A 16442-nucleotide genomic window follows, 5' to 3' on the forward strand; every position below is an offset into this window, starting at 1 on the left:
TTCCATCTTCGCAGTGCTTTTCGGGCTGGCCTTCGGGAGCTTTCTGAACGTCTGCATCTCGCGGCTGCCGCGGCACCAGTCGATTGTGCAGCCGGGCTCGCGCTGCCCCCGGTGCGGTACGGCAATTCGCTCCGTGGACAATATTCCGGTGCTGAGCTGGCTGCTGCTGCGCGGCCGCTGCCGGAGCTGCGGCAAACCCATCGCGTGGCGATATCCGCTGGTGGAGGCGGCGACGGCGTGCCTGTTTCTGCTGTGCTTTCTCACCTTCGGGCTGAATACAGAGGGAGCCGGAGCCGCGGTGCTCTGCTTTCTGCTGCTGGGCCTGGCCGTAATGGACGCTGAGACCATGCTGCTGCCGGATGCCTTTACCCTGCCCGGTATTGCGCTGGGCATTCTGTATGCCGCGATTCTCCCGGCCGATTCAGCAATGATTCGCCTGCGGCATGCCGGAGAAGCTGCCCTGTGGGCGCTGGCCGCCGCCGCGCTGCTGCTGGCTATTCGCGAACTCTATTTTCTGGTCCGGAGGCAGGAGGGGATGGGCGCGGGCGACGTGAAACTGCTGGCTCTGATTGCTGCCTGGATGGGACCGGAGCTGGGCGGGGTGGCGCTGTTTCTCGGGGTGCTCAGCGCAGCGATCTATGGAGCGGTAGGGGGGATAGCTGGGGGGATGGTTGGGAGCGCGGTTCGGCACCTGCCTGCGTCCGGGCGCAGACGGCCGGGTCAGGCCAGGCTGCCGCTGGGCGTGTTTCTCTCGGCAGCCGCGATCTGCACCCTTTTTGAAGGACAAAAAATCCTCAACTGGTACCTTCAGTTTTTCCGTTAAGCAATTCTTATGTCGCCGGATGGCTGGTATCAGGAAGCGGCGCTGCCGTTCGCTTCAGGCGGCGAAACTGACGGAGGTGATGGTGACCGTGAACGACGTGAAAGCGCCGCCACTGATCGACGCGCAGGGGTCCGAAGAAGAAATGTGAGGTGACTCGCTGAATACCGAAGCGATGGCGGCACTGATCGAGCAGGGTGTCCATCTGCTGGAGCCCCTCGCTGAGCTTCGCGGCCAGCTCTTCGCCGGTCATCGGCGGCCAGTTCAGCCGTCCAGGCCGGGTATTTCCGGGCGCAGGAACGCCGCTGGGCATACGGCCGAGGGAGAGCACACAGATCTGCAGCACCCACTGGGTGAAGGTGCTGTGAGAGCGCGTTGGGCGCCTCTTCTCCAGACGCTCCTCGAGCAGCAGAGAGGTACTCTTGTACGTAAGCACCAGATGCTCGATAAGCTCCTGGGCGCTCCACTGGCGTACGTTGCCGAAGGGGTGAAGCTGGCACCACGCGGCGTCCCTGCCGGAAAGCTCCTGCGCCCAGGCATCAGAGACGTGTTGGAGTACCGGATGCATACACAACTCATACCGGCGGCACCGGATGCTTCCGGTAACACCGGAATATGGCTCTTCGGACAGCGCCGAAGTATATAGATAAGACGCGACTTCGAGTAAAGTACGGAACTGACAGTATGCTCCTTCCGCTGCTCTGCTGCGAACTAGGAGGAACAGGGAATCTGATGCTCTATCTCGCCGATGCACCATCGAGCCTTGCCTTGGCCTGGCACCAGAGCGGAGAGTTCTGTCTGCGGACTGCGGCCGCGGTGGCCCGTCACCCTCTGGCGGTTCTGGTGGCCGCCGCCGTGCCTGCCGCGGAACGCGGTTATGTGCTGATGCAGTCCCGGACGCTGCCCCGGCTGCGGCTCACGCTGCTGGAAGCGCTGGTGACGCTGTGGCGGGTTCTGCTCTGCGTGGTGGCGATATGGGCCGCGCTCTCCGGGAGCGAATGGCTGCGTCTGCGGCAGCGCGTCGGCGTCGCGGAATCATGGCAGCTTGCCCTGCAGCATCTGGGAAAGCATATCGGCAATCATCTGCGTGTGGTGCTGTGGGAGTATGTGCTCTTCATCGCCGGATTCGCCCTTCTGAATTTTGCGATCACCGCCCTGGTCCGGGCCCTGGGAGCAGCCGGCAAAAGCCGTCTGCAGACACCGGAGCATCGCCGGGCGGCGATTTCGGTGCTGCGCAATCTGATTCTCGTGCCGCTGGCTGTGATTTATCTGGTGGAGACGCTTCGCCCGATGTTTCAGTAGGAGCGCTGCGGCGGAGGCTGCTTATTCCGGCGGCTTCGCGCCAAGCGCTTTCAGAGCCTTGCGGGCATCCTTTGCATGGGGTCCGTCCGGCAGCGCTTCCAGATACAGCCTGTAGCCGGAGACGGCTTCGTCGCGGTGGTTCAGACCGCGCTCTGCTTCGGCCAGCCCAAAGACCGCATCGGCGTTGCCTGGGTCGACCTTCGTCGCCTCGAGATAGCGCGAATAGGCGCCCTTGTAATCTCCCGTGCGCAGATAGTAGCCGCCGACGCGGGCATCGTCCGCGGCAAGCTTCGGATTCAGCACCGTCCCTCCGGCGCCGTCGCTGATGCGGGAATCCTTGTCGCCGGGAAGATCGAGACCCTTCAGCCCGTCCTGGCTGGAGCTGTAATTCTTATCGCTGCTCGAAGGCGGAGTGGCAGGAGACGAAGAATCGGGAGCGGGCGTATCGTTTCCGGCCTCGTGCGCTGCTTTGGTCGACTGCGCTTCCGGAAAAGGATTGTCCTCGGCGGCGCTGTGCTTTTTGTGCTGATCCTGCGTCTGGTTCGCGGGCTGGGTCTGCTTCTGCGGCGCGTTGGTATCCCCATTCGCATTTGAGGAGCTCTGCGAAGAGTCCGATTGCCGGCTTTGCTGCGCATAGCCGCAGGCTGAGCACAGCAACAGAAGCAGAACGATGTGGAGGATGGATCGCCGCACGAAAATCACTTCTCCTTAAGTGTAGACGCAGCGAATGAAAAATCGGCTCCTGCAGGATGATCGAACGGCCTGCGGCCTTGCTATACTGACCCCAATTCCATGGGTCTGATTATTCGCTCTTCTTCCATTCATGCCGCCGGCTGCTACACCACAACTGCGATCACAAAAGGCTCGCGCGTGGTGGAGTACACGGGGCCTCGCATCACCAAAGAGCTCGCCGATGAAAAGTATCAGAGCTCGCCGACGACGTATCTGTTCGGCCTGGGCGACGGCGACTTCGTGATCGACGGACACGGCACGGCGATGTTCATCAACCATTCGTGCGACCCGAACTGCGAGACCGGCGAAGTGCGCGGGCGCGTATGGGTGAAGGCGATTCGCGATATCGCGCCGGGCGAAGAGCTGACCTACGATTATTTTCTCTACGACGGCGACGAGACCGACCCGGCATACTGCAACTGCGGCGCCGAGGACTGCCGGAAGACCATGTATTCCCCCGACGAGGTGCAGCGGCGTGAGCGGGTTGCGAATCGCGCGACCAGGAAGAAGCAGCAGGGGCGAACGGCCGCTGCAGGAAGATAGCTGCTCCCTGCTTCCCGGAAGAGGAAGCGAACATCTGGTGATCGACGTTTCGAAGCAGCTTTTGCACTGAAACACCGCTTCCCTCGCCTGTCACTGGCCTGCCGATCCCGATACAATCATGTTTCGGATTCCTCATGACGTATCAGGTCCTCGCCCGTAAATATCGTCCTCAGCGCTTCTCCGATGTTGCCGGGCAGGAGCACGTTACGCGCACGCTGCTGAATGCCCTGGCGCAGGGGCGCATCGCCCACGGCTACATCTTTTCCGGACATCGCGGCATCGGCAAGACGACCATCGCCCGCATTCTGGCGCAGGCGCTGAACTGCCGCACGGAGATCGGCTCCGCGCAGAGGCCGACGCCCGAGCCCTGCGGCGTCTGCGACTCCTGCACGGAGATTCGCGCCGGCAACGCGGTCGATGTGATCGAGATCGACGCGGCGACCAACCGCGGCATCGACGAGATTCGCGAGCTGCGCGATGCGGCACGGTACCGGCCGGCGCGGGACAAGTACAAGATCTACATTCTGGACGAAGCGCACCAGATCACCGATGCGGCCTTCAATGCTCTGCTGAAGACGCTCGAGGAGCCGCCCGATCATGTCGTCTTCATGATGGCGACGACGCAGCCCGAGGATTTTCCGCAGACGATCCGCTCACGCTGCCAGCACTTCAGCTTTCATGCAGTGAAGTTCGACGATATTCTCGCGCAGCTTCGCGGCATCGCTTCGCAGGAAAATATAGAAGCCGAAGACGGAGCGCTGGCTCTGCTGGCCGAGGCCGGTGACGGATCGATGCGCGATGCGCTGTCGATCATGGACCAGGCGATCGCTTCGGCTCCGCTCGAAGACGGCAGGCCGCATCTGGACGCGGAACAGATTCGCGAGCTGATGGGCGCCGTGCCCAACGCGATCTTCGAGCGGCTGCTCGAAGCCATCGGCGAGGGCCAGAGCCCGACGGTGATCGAGGAGATGAACCGGCTGCTGAATGCCGGCAACAGCCCTTCGGCGCTGGCGCGGCAGTTCGTGCGCTACCTGCGCAATGTGCTGATGGCGCGCATCGCGGGGGAAAACTCCGATCTGCTGCAGGTGTCGGCGGATGAGCGGGCGCGGGCTGGCCGTTCGGCAGCGCTCTTCTCCGAAGAGGACCTGACGCGCTTTCTGCAGGTCATGCTGCGCACCTTCGATGATCTGAATTACCGGCAGGAGCAGCGCTTCCATCTGGAGCTGGGGCTGGTGCGGCTGGTGCATCTGCAGCGGCTGCTTCCGGTCGAAGAGTTTCTGAGCATGCTGCCGGTTTCTTCGGACACGGGCAAGGCTGGAGGAGGACAACTCAGTGCCGCTTCTTCGGCCAGACCGGCAACGCAGCGTGCGATTCCTCCGCCGGTGCGGACGGCGACGGCTGCTCCGGTTCGTGCCCCCGAACGTGCTCCGGAACCGGCGAAACCGGCCTTCTCGCCCTTTGAGGCAGACAGAAGCCGCAAAATCACCGGGGAAAGCACAGTACCGGCCATGGAAGAGACCGCGCCGCCGGAAACACGGATAATCGCTCCGGAGCCGCATGCCGTTACTGCATTTCAGACCGTTGCCGAACCAGCGGTTGTTTCAGAATTACGAGCTGCTCCTGAACCGCGGGCGCTGACGCCGATGGAAGCAACGGCGCGAGCGGTTGCGTCCGTTCCGGCCCGGCCTCCGGTTCCTGCAGGTATGGCCGAGATAACGGACGGCGCGCTGGCGCTGGCTATTGAGCCTGGTGCGGCGGCGGAGAATCCGGATCTCGCCCGCATTACGGAGGCCGTCTGCGCCGCGCTGGAGCGCGAGGGCCACAACACGGCGGCGGTGCTGCTGGGCGATGGCACATGGACGCAGCAGGGCGAGACGATTCAGGTCGAAGTAGCAATCCGCAAAACGATGCTGGGGCTGACCATGAACGCCGAAGCGGAGAAGATCTGCCGCAGCGCCATGCGGGAGATCGGGGCATCGCAGAAGCTGGTGGTTGTGCCGGGCGAGAATGGATCGGGCAAAGCGTCGAAGCCGCGAGCCGCCGTCAGCGGCAGCGTGCAGGCCGCGGCGCTCGATAACCCGCTGGTGAAGCAGGCGCAGGAACTGTTCAGCGCAGAGGTGCGAAGCGTGCTCGACCTGCGGGATAAGAATTAAGGAAAAGATGAAACCAATTTCGAGGCTGTCATGGTGAATCCGTTCAAAATTCAGGAGATGCTGGGTCAGGCGAAGCAGATGCAGGACGAGGTACAGCAGAAGCTGGCCGCCACCGTGGTGGAGGCCTCGTCGGGCGGCGGCGCAGTCACCGTGAAGATGAACGGCAAAAAGGAGATCCTGAAGATCACCATCGATCCCGCCGCGGTCGCGAGCCTCAGCGGTCCTCACCCCGACGTGGAGATGCTGGAAGACCTGATTGCAGCCGCTTTCAACGAAGCGGGACGGCGCGCTGAGGAGATTCTGAAGTCGAGCCTGCAGGGCCTTCTGGGCGGCCTGAATCTGCCGCCGGGCATCCTCTGAAGCAGTAGTTTCCGGGCTTCGGCGATTGTGGACGAACGTTTTTCGATCGATGCAGCTCACCAGGGGAGCGAAAGACGATGACCACGCGACGCAGTTTTCTTACGCAGACGGGCATGGCCGCCGCCGCGCTGCTTGCGGGCAATGCAGCATCGGCCTTCAGCCAGGCACAGCAGCCTCCTGCCGCTCCCGCGTCTGCGCCCGCGCAGCCGGACCCGGTGCAGACAATGCGGGCTGCGGCTGCAACGGAAACCGTTAAAACCACGAAGATCACAGATACGATTTCTCTGCTGCAGGGCGTGGGCGGCAATGTCGTTTGCCAGATTGGTCCGGATGGAAAGCTGGTGATCGATTCAGGGATTTCCACCGGGGCGCATCATCTGCTGGACGCGATCGGCCAGCTCGATCCGCACCCGATACGGCTGCTGATCAATACGCACTGGCACTTCGACCACACCGACGGCAACGCCGTGCTGCACGATGCAGGCGCCTTCATCATTGCGCAGGAGAAGACGCGGGAGCGGCTTTCCACGCCGCAGAAGGTTGAGATTCTGAATATGCAGATCTCCGCGGCGCCGAACAGCGCGCTGCCGCAGCAGACCTTCGCCGAGAGCGAGAAGCTCTATTACAACAACGACGAGATCGATCTGAAGTACGCGCCGAATGCGCATACGGACTCCGACGCCTACATCTATTTCGTGAAGGCCAACGTGCTGCATACCGGCGATCTGTGGTTCAACGGAATGTATCCGCTCATTGACACCGGCACGGGAGGCACGATCAACGGAATGATCCGCGCGGTGGATGAATGCCTGGGACTGGCCGATGACAGGACGAAGATCGTGCCCGGACATGGGCAGCCGGGCAACAAAACTGCGCTGCAGCAGTACCGCGACATGCTGGCGACCGTGGGCAACCGCGTGGAGAAGCTGAAGATCGCCGGAAATACGCTCGATCAGGTGCTGGCCGCTAAACCCACTTCAGACCTGGATGCGACGTGGAACAAAGGCATGATGAAGCCGGAGATGTTCGTGACGGTCGTCTACAACTCGCTTTAGATCTCTGCGGCTCTTTCAGGCGTAGTCGAAGAGCGTCATAAAGCCGAAGTCCATGTGCAGCTGCTGATGACAGTGGAAGAGCGTCATGCCGGGATTGTCGGCCACGAAGTCGATCTCCGCCTCCTGATAGCCGCCCAGCATCACGACATCCTTCATCAGTCCTGACATGGATTGTCCGCCATAGCGGGTCAGCTCGAAGCTGTGCCGATGCAGATGGACAGGGTGAATGTCATCGCTCTGGTTGTGCATGCGGATGCGGTAACGGCTTCCCTGCTTCAGGCGATGCGAGGGCGCGGCCATCATCTGCGCATCGGGATAAGCGACGCCATTGATGGTCCAGCGATTGAAGCCGGCATCGGCGGCGTTCTCTTTGACGAAGGTCATCTCGATGGTTTCGTCAGGAGCGGCGGCGGCAGCTTCCGGATTCGCGAAGCGTGCGTAGCTCCAGCGCGCTTTGGGCGGTGCGATCCACTGCGGTCTTCCGGATTGCCCGGCGTATTCGACCACGATCCCCATACCGTGATGGCGGTCATCATCGGCAAGATCGCCCATGATCCAGACGCCGGGATGATTCATCTCGACGATGGCGGAGATGCGCTCGGCGGTGCCCAGCCAGAGCACGGGAACGGATGCGGGCACAGGCACCGGATTGCCGTCGAGAGCGACGACGCGGAAGAGATGGCCGGGCAGAGCGAGGCTGCGAATCTCGGTGGCGCTGCCGTTGAGGATGTGGAAGAGCACGCGCTCGCCGCGCTTCACGCGCACCGGCTCACCATGGCCGAGCATGCGTCCATTGATGGTGAAGGAGGCGTAGCCCACCTCGAAGCCGTGCGGCATACCCTTTGCGAGCGAGGCGTTCATGGCCGCTTCGCCGCGCTGCTTCAGCTCCGGCACGACGGTAGCGGGAGAGAGAAAGTCCATATCCATATCGCCGCCGCGGCTGAAGGAGGGCTCGAACTCCTTGAGCGTGAGAAAGACCTCGCGGTCGTAGCTGCCCTGATCGTGCGCGGGCTCGATATACACCGGCCCGACCAGCCCGCTGTATTGCCCGGCGCTGAGGTCTGCTCCGGCGCGAACATGTGTGTGATAAAAGCGGAAGCCTGCCGGACGCGGCGTAAACACGATGCGGCGCGAGCTGTGCGGAGCGATGAAGGGCGAGCCTTCTTCGGCGGCTCCATCCACTTCGACCGGAACGGCCTGGCCGTGCCAGTGGAGCAGCTCAGGCGCTTCGGTGTCGTTCACAACATCGACGGTCACAGGCCGGCCTTCTTTGAAGCGCAGCAGCGGGCCGGGAAAGCCGCCGTTGTACGTCGCCACGGAGACGATGCGGTTCGGAGCGATTTCAAGAGGAGTAACGGCGATCCGGAGCGACTCGTGCTGCCCGGTGGTGACGGGGCCGGAGAGATTTTCCTGAAGAAGCAGAGAGCGCGCGGAGGATGGAAGAAGTCCTGCGGCGCCGGTCATTGCGAGAGATTTGAGAAAACTGCGCCGGGATGCCGGTAAGAGCTGCATGAGGATCGCCTGCCCTGCTCGACCGGTTGTAGCACAGATCCATGACAGCGCCGTCATGTGGAGACAGAGAGCGGCAGCGGGCTCCGGAATAATGCGAAGTGTTTTTGCTTACCGGCGGGCAGACTGCGCTCCCGCCGGAAGATCGATTCCCGGCGGAAGGAAAGATTCAGCAAAAAAGGACTGGGCTAACTGCGAAGACGGGCGAGAAGATCCTGAGGATGCACAGGCTTGGCGAGAATCTCGAATTCATGCCCCTGAACGCGGGCCCGGTCGAGCAGGTCGGCGGTAGCGGCCTGTCCGGAAAAGAGGAGAATCTTGCATGCGGGCACGAGCGTGCGAATCTTGATGGCCGCATCGATACCATTCAGATCCGTCATGATGACGTCGCTGATCAGCATGTCCGGCTGCAGCGTTTTCGCGGTTTCAACGGCTTTTTCACCGCTGTACACAGCGGTGGCTTCAAATCCACTTTGATTCAGAATAATCGCCAGGGTATCCGCGATCACGCGTTCATCGTCGGCCACCAGAACCTTCGGCTTGACCTGAGTATCGGACATTCGTTTTCCTTGCTGTAAAGCAGAATACCCCACCGTCAGTCGCAGACTGCTCCCGACTATGGAGCATGTGGAGAGGTTTACAACGGATTGATCAATATGATGATACGCTTTCGATCGAAGGATGCTTCATCCTTCTCTTAAACTTCCGGCTTAAACTACATGTAATCTGTAAACCCGGCCATGTGCCAAAAGGTTCCGCGGGGACCGGCAGGAAAAATCTGCGCCGGACTCAAATTCTGATCTTTATGGACTGTTATGACCGAACCGATTATCCGCGCACAGCAGGTGGAGAAGTTCTACGCTCAACCCAGCGAGAACCGTATCCAGGTGATCGCGCCGACCAGCCTGGAGATCTTCCCCGGCGAGATCGTTGCACTGCTCGGGCCCTCCGGTTCGGGGAAATCGACGCTGCTGCGCATGCTCGCGGGGCTCTCGAAGCCCTCGGCGGGAGAGGTGCTGTGGCACGGCAAGCCGGTCTCGGCCTCGCAGATTAATGTCTCGATCGTCTTTCAGAGCTTTGCTCTCTTTCCCTGGCTGACGGTACTGGAAAATGTGGAGGCGCCGCTGAAGGCACGCGGCATCGCGTCCACCACAAGACACAAGAGCAGTCTGAAGATTCTGGACACGGTCGGTCTCGACGGTTTCGCATCGGCCTATCCGAAGGAGCTCTCCGGCGGCATGCGGCAGCGCGTGGGCTTCGCGCGCGCCCTGGTCGTGGAGCCGGAAGTGCTGTTCATGGACGAGCCGTTTTCCGCGCTCGACGTGCTGACCGCCGAGAACCTGCGCAGCGAGCTGCTCGAGCTGTGGCAAAAGAAGACGATCCCCACGCAGGCCATCTTCCTCGTCACGCACAATATCGAAGAGGCCGTTCTGCTGGCCGACCGCATCATCGTGCTGGGCCGCAATCCCGGCCATGTGCGCACCGACTTTAAAGTGAACCTGCAGCATCCGCGCGACCGCAAGAGCGCTCCGTTTACTGCGCTGGTCGATTACATCTACAAAGTGCTGACCCGGCCCGATGTGGCTCCGGCAGAGATGCCGGTGATCGAGGGCGGACGGCGCGTGCGCGACCAGCGGCAGATGCATTACGAGATGCTGCCCCACGCGCGGCCCGGCGGCATCGCCGGTCTGCTGGAGCTGATCATCGACCTGAACGGCCGCACGGATATCTACCGGCTGGCCGATGAGCTGGCCTTCGAGATCGACGACCTGCTGCCTATCGTGGATGCCGCGCAGCTGCTCAGCTTTCTGCGCGTCGAAGAAGGCGATGTGGCGATTACTCCGGAAGGACGAGAGTATGCCGAATCGGAGATTCTGCGGCAAAAGGAGCTCTTCCGCAAGGCGGCGCTGGACCACGTGCTGCTGCTGCGACAGATCACGCGCGCGCTGAATAACAAGACGGACCATACCGTGCCGGAAGACTTCTTCCTCGACATGCTCGACGAGCAGTTCAGCGAAGAAGAGACACAGCGCCAGCTCGACACGGCTATCAACTGGGGCCGTTATGCGGAGCTGTTCGACTTCGACGCCTCGCGCCGCAGGTTTGTGCTGCCCGAAACCGAAGAGTCTATGGCTGCCGCCGGAGAAACGGAAGAATGAAGACGCGCCATACGCTCTCGCGCGAGCTGGTTCTGGAGCGCACCTGGCCGTTCTTCATCGATCTGGGCGTAGCCGCCGCGCTGCTGGCCGGCTTCTATGCCGTTCTGTGGGTGGCGAAGTTCTGGTTCAGCACGGCGATTCCCGAGGTCGAGATCTACCGCTCGCCTTCGCACCTGCCGCTCTATGCGTTCTATTCACTGATACGTATTTTCGTCGCGTACGCGCTCAGCCTGCTCTTTGCGGTGGGCTATGGCTATGTTGCGGCGTACAACAAGCGGTTTGAAACGCTGATGATCGCCACACTGGACATTCTGCAGTCGATTCCGGTGCTGAGCTTTCTTCCCGGCGTGATGCTGGCGATGATGTCGCTCTTCCCCTCGCGGCAGCTCGGCATCGAGTTCGGCGCGATCCTGCTGATCTTCACCGGCGAAGTATGGAACATGGCCTTCAGCTTCTATACCTCGCTCAAGAGCATTCCCCGCGAGCTGCAGGAGGCCTGCACCATCAACCGTTTTTCCGCATGGCAGCGGCTCTTTCAGCTGGAGCTGCCCTTTGCCGCCATCGGCCTCATCTGGAACTCGATGGTTTCGGTGGCGAACGGCTGGTTCTTTCTCATGATCTGCGAGATGTTCCCCGTCGGCAGCAGGAACTTCCGCCTGCCGGGACTGGGATCGTATCTGCAGACGGCCGCTTCGCACGGCGACACGCAGGCCATGGTCTACGGCATCATAACCATGATCCTGATTATCGTGCTGACCGATCAGCTGCTGTGGCGGCCGCTGATTGCGTGGTCCGACAAATTCAAGTTCGAGAACGTCGAGAGCTCGAATCGCATCACCTCGCCGATCCTGTACGCGCTGCGCAACTCGAATGTGCTCGGCATCATCAATCGCCATACCTTCCGGCCGGCCGCGGAGCGCCTTTATGCGCAGCTCGCGGAGCGCCGCGAACGCAATCTGGCGCGCGCCGCAAAGCACAGCAGACCGCAGCGTACCCAGGGAATCATATTTTTCATGGTGATGGGGTTTGTCCTTATCGCCATCTGTATTGCGGCGTTCCATGCCGTCATGCTGCTGCACGATGTTCACGTGAGCGGCCTGATCCTGCTGCTGAAGGGCGCGGCGGCGACCTTTCTGCGGGTGAACGCTTCCCTGCTGATTGCCGCGCTGTGGACGATTCCGGTAGGCGTCGCGATCGGCTCACATCCAAAGCTCGCGAATATAGCTCAGCCGCTGGCACAAATTACCGCGTCCTTTCCGGCGACGGCGCTGTTTCCTCTTCTTCTGCTGGCGCTGCTTCACGCCGGGCTGGGTCTCGGCATCGGCTCGCTTGCGCTGATGCTGCTGGCGGCGCAGTGGTACATCCTGTTCAACGTGATCGCCGGAGCGATGGCCATCCCATCGGATCTGATGGAAGTCTCGACGCTCTTTCACTTCTCCGGTGTGCAGCGCTGGACGACGGTGATTCTCCCCGGCATCTTTCCCTTTCTGATCACCGGCCTGGTAACGGCCTCCGGCGGCGCATGGAATGCCTCGATTGTGGCCGAGTACTTCAAGCTGCAGGACAGAACGCTGCAGACGGTCGGGCTCGGCGCGCAGATCAGCGCGGCCAGCGATCAGGGCAATTATCCGCTGCTGCTGCTGGCCACCATCATCATGGCGCTCATGGTGGTTACCATCAACCGGCTGGTATGGCGGCCGCTTTATAAGCTCGCGGAGACGCGTTACCGGCTGGATGGATGAACGACCGCCTATGCCAGGCAACGTTTCGTCCGCTCCTGGCCTCTGATCAGTGAATCTCTGATACTTCAGACCTGAGAGTGGACGAATGGCCAGCGCGCTTCTTCCCGGGAAACCTACGCCTTTGGGCGCCAAATGGGATGGCACCGGCGTCAACTTTGCCATTTATTCCGAATACGCCACGGCAGTGGAGCTGTGCCTGTTCGACGAGTCGGGCGCGGAGGCGGAAAAATATCGTCTGGAAGAGCGGACGGCGTTTGTGTGGCACGGCTATCTGCCGGGCATTCAACCGGGCCGCCGCTATGGCTATCGCGTCTATGGTCCGTGGGAGCCGGAAAAGGGCCTGCGCTTCAATCCCGCGAAGCTGCTCGTCGATCCCTACGCTCAGGCCATCTGCGACAAGGTCGACTGGCAGCAGTCGATCTTTCCCTACCGGTTCGGTGGTGAAGACGCCGACCTGCAGAAGGATGATGGCGACAGTGCTCCGGGAGCGCCGAAGAGCGTGGTCGTCAATCCATACTTCGACTGGGACCAGGACCGCCCGCTGCGCACCCCTCTGGTCGACTCCATAATCTATGAGACGCATGTGCGCGGCTTCAGCATTGCGAATCCGGAGATTCCGGAGGCGCTTCGCGGCACCTATGCCGCAATCGCTTCGCCGGCCAGCATTCGCCACTTCAAGCGGCTCGGGATTACCGCGGTCGAGCTGATGCCGGTTCACCAGTACATCCAGGACTCGCACCTGGTCGAAAAGGGGCTGAGCAACTACTGGGGCTATAACACGCTCGGCTATTTCGCGCCGGAGGGCCGCTATTGCTCTTCCGGCGACGGCGGGCACCAGGTCTCCGAGTTCAAGGCGATGGTGAAGACGCTGCACCGTGAAGGGATCGAAGTGATTCTGGACGTGGTGTACAACCATACCGCCGAAGGCAATCATCTCGGCCCGATGCTCTCCTTCAAGGGCATCGACAACCTCACCTACTACCGGACGCTGCCGGACAATCCCCGCTATTACATGGATTACACCGGCACCGGCAACAGCCTGAACGTTCGGCATCCGCAGGTGCTGAAGCTGATCATGGACAGCCTGCGCTACTGGGTACTCGAGATGCACGTCGACGGCTTCCGCTTCGATCTGGCGGCGACGCTGGCGCGCGAGCTGCACGACGTGGACCGGCTGAGCGGCTTCTTCGACATCATTCACCAGGACCCGACGCTGGCCGATGTAAAGCTCATCGCCGAGCCGTGGGATGTGGGAGAGGGCGGCTACCAGGTCGGCAACTTTCCTATCCTGTGGGCGGAATGGAACGGCAAGTACCGCGATACGGTGCGCCGCTACTGGAAGGGCGACGATGGACAGCTCTCCGACCTCGGCTATCGCCTGACCGGATCGAGCGACCTCTACCAGCACGACGGCAGGCGGCCGTATGCCAGCATCAATTTCGTCACGGCGCATGACGGCTTTACGCTGCGCGACCTGGTCAGCTACGACAACAAGCACAACGAAGCCAACGGCGAAGACAATCAGGACGGCACGAACGATAACTACTCCTGGAACATGGGCGCCGAAGGTCCGACCGACAACTCGGACATTCTTCACGCGCGCGAGCGGCAGATCCGCAATTTTCTGGCGACGCTGCTGCTCTCCCAGGGCGTACCCATGATCTCCGGCGGCGACGAGATGGGCCGCACGCAGAACGGCAACAACAACGCTTACAGCCAGGACAATGAAACAAGCTGGTACGACTGGACGCGGACGGACGAAAAAGAGGCGCTGATCGACTTCACGGCGGAGCTGATCCGTCTGCGGCGCGACCACCCCAACCTGCGCCGCCGAAAATTCTTTCAGGACCGCGGCATTCACAACGTCGAAGGCTCGGATATCGCGTGGTACAGCACCAGCGGCAAAGAGCTGGGCGCAGACGCCTGGAATGCGGGATGGATGCGCAGCGTCGGCATGATGCTGAACGGCAAAACGCTGAATATCTGTGACGATCAGGGCAATCCGGTTGCAGATAACTCATTTCTGCTGCTGCTCAATGCTCACTATGAGCCGGTCGACTTCCATCTGCCGTCCGCTCCCGGCGGCGGAGCGTGGGTCGTCACGCTGAATACCGATCACATCGACACACCGTTCAAATCCGGTCCGACGCGTAAAAAGCTGCGCCTCGAGGGACGCTCCCTGATGCTGCTGTGCGAACACGAGGCGCAGAAGGCCGCGGCGCTCTGAGCGATGCGCGGGCACGCGCAAAGGAATGCGCATGCCTTTGCCGTATGATGGCAACGTATGCATGAACCTGTTCGCGTTGGCGTCATCGGCTTCGGCATGGCGGGCCGCATCTTTCACACCGCAGTAATCGCAGAAACGCCAGGACTGGAGCTGGCCGCCATTGTGCAGCGCACGGGCGATGAAGCGGCCAGTACGTATCCCGATGCCCGCATCTTCCGCTCGATCGACGAGCTGCTGGAAGACGCTTCGATTCCCTTCATCGTTGTGGCGACGCCGAGCGGCGCGCACTTCGAGCATGCGCGGCAGTGCCTGCTGGCCGGCCGTCACGTGCTCATCGACAAGCCGTTCACGCTGACCTCAGACGAGGCGGCGGAGCTGATCCGGCTGGCGCGCGAGCGCAGCCTGCTGCTGACGGCCTACCAGAGCCGCCGCTGGGACGGCGATTTTCTGACCGTCCGTGAGGTGCTGGAAAGCGGCGAGCTGGAGCGGCTGGTTCGCTTCGAGTCGCACATGGACCGCTTTCGCGCGGCGCCTCGGCTCGAAGCATGGCGTGAAAACGGCGAGGCCGGCGGAGGCATTCTCTTCGACATCGGACCTCACCTCATCGATCAGGCACTGAAGCTCTTTGGAGCGCCCGAGAGCATTCTGGCCGAGGTGCGGACGGAGCGCGAAAGCGCCGTCATCGACGATGCCTTCGACATTCTGCTGCAGTATCCGGCTCTCACGGTCTTTCTGCGCTCGACGCTTTCCACCTTCACGCCCGGTCCGCGTTTTGCGCTGCACGGGACGAAGGGCAGCTTCGTAAAATTCGGCATCGATCCGCAGGAAAATCAGCTCAAGGCCGGGCTCACCTTCGCATCGCCCGGATTCGGCGAAGATCCGGAGAGCGACTGGGGCGAGCTGCGGCTGGCCGACGGCGATTCGCGCCGCCTGGTGACCCGGCGGGGCGACTACCGCGACCTTTACGGCAATGTGCGCGATGCCCTGCTGGGCAAAGGCGAGCTGGAGGTGAAGCCGGAGCAGGCCTGGCGCACCACACGGATGATCGAGCTGGCGCGGCAGAGCAGCGCCGAAGGACGGCGGCTGCCGGTGGACTTCAGCGATCAGCCGTAACGCCGGCAACCGTGATCTGCGCGGAGTAAGACACGGACAGGCAAAGACCCGGCGCTGAGGGAGTTCGATGGGGTGAATCTCCCTCTTGCGGAATCGGTTCGCCGCATCCAACATGGAAGACGGTACTCGCTCCGGAGGTGTTCCATGCGCCGGTGGATTCACTGGTGTCTTCTGCTGCTTTTACTGGCCGGTTCGGCTCCGCGTCTGCTGGCCCAGCAGGATCAGGACACGCTCACCGAGTCCGAGATCGAGCAGATCCGGGAGAATGCCGTTCATCCCGTAGATCGTATCAAGCTGTATATGAAGTTCATCGATCAGCGCGTCGATGACATTAAGAAGCTGGCGGCCGATCCGGCGCTGACCCACCAGAAAGCACAGCTGCGGTCGAAGCTCGAAGAGTTTACCCGGCTGTGCGATGAACTCCAGGACAATCTCGATACCTACGATGCGGCGCATGCCGACCTGCGCAAGGCGCTGAAGGATCTGGCTCCGGACAGCGGCAAATGGCCGGATGTGCTGAATCGCGTGGGAACCGATGCGACCTACGACTTTTCCCGCAAGACCGCGCTGGCCGCCTCCCAGAGCGTGAACGATGAGGTAAAACAGCTGCTCGCCGAACAGGACAAATACTTCGCCGATCACAAGGACGAGCGCGGCAAAAACGGCTCCGGCCCCAATTAGTCGAAAGCTGGATTGCCGTTCGGCGCAGCCGGGATTTTCTCCGCGC

General features: G+C 61.8%; 15 protein-coding genes. 11 read left to right on the forward strand and 4 right to left on the reverse strand.

The window, feature by feature from the left end; genetic code table 11:
* The first annotated feature begins 13 nt into the window (after positions 1-13).
* Entirely contained in the window at positions 14-823 is an 810-nt protein-coding gene (locus D0Y96_RS00300; RefSeq protein ID WP_117297115.1) for a prepilin peptidase, read from the forward strand.
* Between the two features lie 7 nt (positions 824-830).
* Here the strand turns inward: D0Y96_RS00300 and D0Y96_RS00305 are convergent, their stop codons facing one another.
* Positions 831-1388, reverse strand: coding sequence for a DinB family protein (locus D0Y96_RS00305; protein ID WP_158562107.1), 558 nt, complete (start codon positions 1386-1388; stop codon positions 831-833).
* 164 nt (positions 1389-1552) lie between these two features.
* Here D0Y96_RS00305 and D0Y96_RS00310 point away from each other — a divergent pair, with 164 nt between their 5' ends.
* Entirely contained in the window at positions 1553-2122 is a 570-nt protein-coding gene (locus D0Y96_RS00310) for a hypothetical protein (RefSeq protein ID WP_117297118.1), read from the forward strand.
* Positions 2123-2143: 21 nt separating this feature from the next.
* Here the strand turns inward: D0Y96_RS00310 and D0Y96_RS00315 are convergent, their stop codons facing one another.
* Positions 2144-2815: a tetratricopeptide repeat protein gene (locus D0Y96_RS00315; RefSeq protein WP_147324873.1), complete on the reverse strand. Its 672-nt coding sequence runs from the start codon at positions 2813-2815 to the stop codon at positions 2144-2146.
* A gap of 99 nt (positions 2816-2914) precedes the next feature.
* Here D0Y96_RS00315 and D0Y96_RS00320 point away from each other — a divergent pair, with 99 nt between their 5' ends.
* The 4 genes from D0Y96_RS00320 (at position 2915) to D0Y96_RS00335 (ending at position 6965) form a co-directional block, all read left to right on the forward strand.
* A complete protein-coding gene (locus tag D0Y96_RS00320; protein WP_117297122.1) occupies positions 2915-3397 on the forward strand; it encodes an SET domain-containing protein in 483 nt (160 codons plus the stop codon).
* A 134-nt stretch (positions 3398-3531) separates the two neighbouring features.
* The gene (gene dnaX / locus D0Y96_RS00325) at positions 3532-5550 is read left to right on the forward strand and encodes a DNA polymerase III subunit gamma/tau (protein ID WP_117297124.1); all 2019 of its coding nucleotides are present in this window, start codon (positions 3532-3534) and stop codon (positions 5548-5550) included.
* 33 nt (positions 5551-5583) lie between these two features.
* Positions 5584-5910: a YbaB/EbfC family nucleoid-associated protein gene (locus tag D0Y96_RS00330; protein ID WP_117297971.1), complete on the forward strand. Its 327-nt coding sequence runs from the start codon at positions 5584-5586 to the stop codon at positions 5908-5910.
* 77 nt (positions 5911-5987) lie between these two features.
* Complete coding sequence (locus D0Y96_RS00335) at positions 5988-6965, forward strand: MBL fold metallo-hydrolase (protein WP_117297972.1); 978 nt, start codon at positions 5988-5990, stop codon at positions 6963-6965.
* A 15-nt stretch (positions 6966-6980) separates the two neighbouring features.
* Here the strand turns inward: D0Y96_RS00335 and D0Y96_RS00340 are convergent, their stop codons facing one another.
* Positions 6981-8477 (reverse strand): multicopper oxidase domain-containing protein, encoded by a 1497-nt coding sequence (locus D0Y96_RS00340; protein ID WP_117297126.1) that lies wholly within the window; start codon positions 8475-8477, stop codon positions 6981-6983.
* 185 nt (positions 8478-8662) lie between these two features.
* On the reverse strand, positions 8663-9034 hold the full coding sequence (locus tag D0Y96_RS00345; RefSeq protein ID WP_117297128.1) for a response regulator transcription factor: 372 nt from the start codon (positions 9032-9034) through the stop codon (positions 8663-8665).
* A 255-nt stretch (positions 9035-9289) separates the two neighbouring features.
* Between D0Y96_RS00345 and D0Y96_RS00350 the strand changes: the two genes are divergently transcribed.
* From D0Y96_RS00350 to D0Y96_RS00370, 5 genes are all read left to right on the forward strand, one after another.
* Positions 9290-10633: an ABC transporter ATP-binding protein gene (locus D0Y96_RS00350; protein WP_117297130.1), complete on the forward strand. Its 1344-nt coding sequence runs from the start codon at positions 9290-9292 to the stop codon at positions 10631-10633.
* A complete protein-coding gene (locus D0Y96_RS00355) occupies positions 10630-12375 on the forward strand; it encodes an ABC transporter permease (protein ID WP_117297132.1) in 1746 nt (581 codons plus the stop codon). The genes D0Y96_RS00350 and D0Y96_RS00355 overlap by 4 nt, the downstream gene beginning before the upstream one ends.
* An 85-nt stretch (positions 12376-12460) precedes the next feature.
* Entirely contained in the window at positions 12461-14602 is a 2142-nt protein-coding gene (glgX, locus tag D0Y96_RS00360) for a glycogen debranching protein GlgX (protein WP_117297134.1), read from the forward strand.
* A 57-nt stretch (positions 14603-14659) separates the two neighbouring features.
* Positions 14660-15715 carry a Gfo/Idh/MocA family oxidoreductase gene (locus D0Y96_RS00365; RefSeq protein WP_117297136.1) on the forward strand — a complete coding sequence of 352 codons (1056 nt, stop codon included), beginning with the start codon at positions 14660-14662 and terminating at the stop codon, positions 15713-15715.
* A gap of 144 nt (positions 15716-15859) precedes the next feature.
* The gene (locus tag D0Y96_RS00370; protein WP_117297138.1) at positions 15860-16396 is read left to right on the forward strand and encodes a hypothetical protein; all 537 of its coding nucleotides are present in this window, start codon (positions 15860-15862) and stop codon (positions 16394-16396) included.
* Positions 16397-16442: the final 46 nt, after the last annotated feature.

Origin of the sequence: Paracidobacterium acidisoli, from assembly GCF_003428625.2 — a bacterium.
Classification (GTDB): Bacteria; Acidobacteriota; Terriglobia; order Terriglobales; family Acidobacteriaceae; genus Paracidobacterium; species Paracidobacterium acidisoli.